We start from the raw sequence: 2854 nt of genomic DNA on the forward strand, positions 1-2854 counted from the left end.
GCCGGCGGCCCCCGTGAGCGCGCCCCGGCCGGCCGAGCCGATGTCCTGGGAAGCCCTGCAGGATCGTTATCAGCCCATGGAGGTGGAGCCGACTGACCCCCTGGAAGCGCTCGGCTACCGTGCGGTCGTTTGCGCCCACCTCGTTGGAGAGGTCGGCAGCGGGGATCCCGAACGGGAGCGGTATCTCGGTGCGCAGATCGACAAGTATCGCTGCGAAGAGTTGCCGGCCGAGGCGCGCGCCATGCGGGACGCCCGCTCTGACGAGCCCTCTGTCGTGGCGCGTCTCGATACCATCCTCGCGGGGCTTCCTTACTAAGGCCCGCCTCTGCTCGCCGCCGGCGGGCCGCGCTAGTCGTCTTTCGGCGCCCACGAGCCCGCTGCATGGCCGGCCACGACCGCATCGACGATCGGGGGTGAGACGCCGAAACGGCGCATCTCCTCGGCGTTCAGGGTGGCGGTGTCGGCGCAGCCCTGCGCCACCTGCGCGAACTCCGGGCTGACCGAAAGCCCGCCGTTCCGCGCGTCCAGCCAGACCTTGTAGCCGACGCCCTCCAGAGCCTCGGGCGTCCAGATGTCTGCGCACTGTTCCACGTGTTCGCGATCGGGCGAGGCCAGCGCCTCGGCGCTGTACCAACCCGACAGCGCGGTCGAGGACAGGCCGGGGACGTGGTCCGCCGGCTGGCCCGCCGGGTCGCCACGGGTCAGCTGCAACCCCGGTGCGGCGGCAACCCAGTCAACGGGCTGGCCAGTCGCCAGGTCATAGGTGATGGCGGTCTGGCTGGTGGTTGGGCTGAACGCGCCCTCGCAATATTGGCCCTCGGCGATCCAGAAGCTGACCAAATCGGGGCCGGTCATCGGCTGGCTGACGCCCCGTTCAAACCCGCCCGCGCCTTCGCAGTCGGGGCCGGCGGCCGCGTCCCGGCGGTCGAGGTCGGCGTTGATCGCGGCGATCGCATCACCTTCGCCGACCAGGCGTGGCAGCGCCTCGACGGCCTCGGCCAGATCCGGACGCGCGACAAAGGTCACGGCTTCCGTCCTGTTATCAGCCGCGGTCGACGGCTGGTTGCAGGACGCTGCGCCCAGCAACAGCGCAGCCATGGCTGCGCGAGAGATCATCTTCATCGCCGGTTTCCTGAGACGGGAATTCTGTTTCAGGTCCGGTCCGGGCCTGTCGGTCGCAAGCGTCGGCCGTCACTGGCCTTGTCCAGACGGGACGGCGACGGCGAAGCGCCTGCAGACGCCCGACCGTCCGTCACAGAGCGCTGTTGTCCCGGCGGAGTCAAATCGTGGCTGCTGTTGTCGCGCCGGCCATTCTGCGCGCGGCGTTCCCGTCGGTCCCAAGGCCCGGCGCCGTCCGGCGCTTGACGACGATCCGTCTTGACGAGAACTAAACAAGAACATAGAACATTACCGGAACACGCAAGGGAGGCTGTGATGGCGCGTTGGGTTCGGGATGGATTGTCGCTGGCGTCGTGCGGCGGCTTTGTCTGGGTGATGTGGCAGGCGGCGCTGCTGACGACGGGGGTCTGAGGGAGTCTACGCGGTCTACCGCATCGATCTGTCCGGTCGTGCGAAATCAAGCACTTGGAACGCCGCAGGTAGACGGGGTAGACGAGATCGACTGTGTTTTTTCCGATCCTCCCGGGGGCCGGATCGAACCGTAGCTCCGGCTATCCACAGACGGTCCCCCGCCGGGGCGGGGCCTCCGCCGCTTTCCGGTGTCCCGGTCGCCCGCGATGTGAGACTCGGTCCAGAACAGGCGCTCACCCGGCGCCCCAGGGAGCACAACCCGGTTTGACCGACACGCTGAACAGCCAGGGCTTCATCCACCTGCGGGTCCGCTCGGCCTATTCGCTGCTGGAAGGCGCGATCAAGGCGGGCAAGGTGCCGGTGCTGGCGGCCGACGCGGGCATGCCGGCCGTTGGGGTCGCCGACCGGGCCAATCTGTTCGGCGCGCTCGAGTTCAGCGAGGCGGCCAAGGGGGCCGGGGTCCAGCCCCTGATCGCCTGCGCCATCCCGGTCACCGGCATCGGCGGCAAGATCAACGAGCGCTGGGCCAAGGTCCCGACCGTAGTTCTGCTGGTCCAGAACGAGGCCGGCTGGCTCAACCTGTCGGCCCTGTCGTCCTCGGCCTTCCTCGACGCCGGCTCGATGGACGAGCCCAGCGTGCCCTGGGAGATGGTGGCGGCCCGCTCCGAGGGCCTGATCCTGCTCTCGGGCGGCCCCGACGGCCCCGTCGACCCGCTGTTCGTCCAGGGCAAGCCGGCCGAGGCCGCCGCCGCGCTGACCGCCATGCAGGCCGCCTTCGGCGACCGCTTCTACGTCGAGCTCCAGCGCCACGGCCTCGCCTCCGAGCAGCAGGCCGAGCGCGGCCTCGTCGAATGGGCCTATGCCCACGACGTCCCCCTCGTGGCCACCAACGACGTGCACTACGCCAAGGCCGCCCAGGCCAAGAGCCACGACGCCCTGCTGTGCATCGCCGACGGCGCCTTCATCGGCCAGGAGGACCGCCGCCGCATCACCGGCCAGCACTGGTTCAAGCCCGCCGCGGCCATGCGCGCCCTGTTCGCCGACCTGCCCGAAGCCTGCGACGCCACCCTCGACATCGCCCGCCGCTGCGCCTTCCTCGCCCCGACCCGCGCCCCCATCCTGCCGCGCTTCGACGCCGGCGACGGCCGCTCCGAGCCCGACGAACTGATGCACCAGGCCCGCGAGGGCCTGAAGGAACGGCTGAAACACGTCACCCCCGCCGCGCCCGAGGAAGACTACTGGACCCGCCTCGAATGGGAGGTCGGCATCATCCAGCAGATGGGCTTCCCCGGCTATTTCCTGATCGTGTCGGACTTCATCAAAT

3 protein-coding genes are annotated in these 2854 nt (G+C 69.7%); 2 read left to right on the plus strand and 1 reads right to left on the minus strand.

The annotated features are described in order from the left end of the window. The coding region (locus RDU12_RS14535) for a hypothetical protein (protein WP_308685340.1) at nucleotides 1-316 on the plus strand (316 nt) is incomplete at its 5' end. Between the two features lie 32 nt (nucleotides 317-348). Here the strand turns inward: RDU12_RS14535 and RDU12_RS14540 are convergent. Beyond that, nucleotides 349-1122, minus strand: coding sequence for a hypothetical protein (locus RDU12_RS14540; protein ID WP_300290844.1), 774 nt, complete (start codon nucleotides 1120-1122; stop codon nucleotides 349-351). A 672-nt stretch (nucleotides 1123-1794) separates the two neighbouring features. Here RDU12_RS14540 and RDU12_RS14545 point away from each other — a divergent pair. Further along, nucleotides 1795-2854, plus strand: a 1060-nt coding sequence (locus RDU12_RS14545; protein ID WP_308685342.1) for a PHP domain-containing protein, incomplete at its 3' end; no start/stop codon positions are given.

Source organism: Brevundimonas sp., from assembly GCF_031082345.1.
Taxonomy (GTDB): Bacteria; Pseudomonadota; Alphaproteobacteria; order Caulobacterales; family Caulobacteraceae; genus Brevundimonas.

What these genes read in the sequence shown, in the direction of transcription:
- RDU12_RS14540 (WP_300290844.1), bottom strand. Translation starts at nt 1,122, where the DNA reads ATGAAGATGATCTCTCGCGCAGCCATGGCTGCGCTGTTGCTGGGCGCA.